Source organism: Sharpea porci (assembly GCF_009695655.1).
In the GTDB taxonomy this organism is placed as follows: Bacteria; Bacillota_I; Bacilli_A; order Erysipelotrichales; family Coprobacillaceae; genus Sharpea; species Sharpea porci.
Genome location: NZ_VUNM01000077.1, coordinates 1 through 924, shown reverse-complemented (window position 1 = coordinate 924; position 924 = coordinate 1). Strand labels below are relative to the sequence as shown.

1 protein-coding gene is annotated in these 924 nt (G+C 55.7%); it reads right to left on the bottom strand.

Annotated features, from left to right (window positions below; genetic code table 11):
* The coding region (locus FYJ79_RS12405) for an IS4 family transposase (RefSeq protein WP_195837099.1) at positions 1-546 on the bottom strand (546 nt) is incomplete at its 3' end.
* Positions 547-924 lie beyond the last annotated feature (378 nt).

Below are 924 nucleotides of genomic sequence, written 5' to 3'. Positions count from 1 at the left end.
ACGCACCCGGCCGACGTAGTACCAACCACGTGCCTCAACCGCCTCGAACCAGGGATTACGAAAGCCCGCATCGGTGACCAAGATCGGCGTGGCGTTGTCAGGCAGTATCTCGGCCAGAGCGGCCAACAAGTATGCCTCACAGTGTTGGCAGCCATCCTTGTGGTGGACTTTCTCGAAGATTGGCAGCGAGCGCCCGGCAAAGGGCACCGCGGCGCGCAGCAAGAACCGTTTGCCACGGTCATCAATCGGCGACCAGTCCACCAGAATCAGCGGGCGGGTCATGTGGCCAATCAGCAGGCTGGCCACGAGCCAATAGAACAGGGGACGCTCCTGATGCAGGTGAGGGTTGCCCAGCAACCGATCGACTCGCTTGATGGTGTGCTTGGTAGCCACTGGCCCTGGCAAGGCACGCCCCAGGGCGGTCAAGCCCAGGCGGCGCTCGCCCAGCAGGGCACCCACCGTGTCGAGCAGCGCCTGCAGGCGCTTGGCATGGACCAGGGGGAGTGATGAGGTCAGCAGAGTATGTAAGAATCGAGGGGCCTGCATGGGTCTCCTTAGGCATATTGTTGGTTTGGCGATTAACAACATGCCGACCCATGCAGGCCTTTTCAATCATATCATCCTGATTTTCTTATCTATTTCGTGGGGATCCGTCAGCATTAAACTATCAATTAGCTCTAGTAATTTAGTGACGATATTCGGCGAGCTGTAAATCAGTGAGTCACTTCCAGCCCGTCGAAAAAACTCAATCCTCATTTTGTGGTGTGGGGCTATTAGTGAGATGATAGCTGTTCTTGCTATTGGTATGCCAAAGGCGATAAAAAAATAGAAAATTCAGCAAAGCCAGCACCACCATCTCAGCCCGAGAGGTCATCAATGACCTCGTCCCGTAGTGACCCGATTCCAAGGAGGACACCATGACCG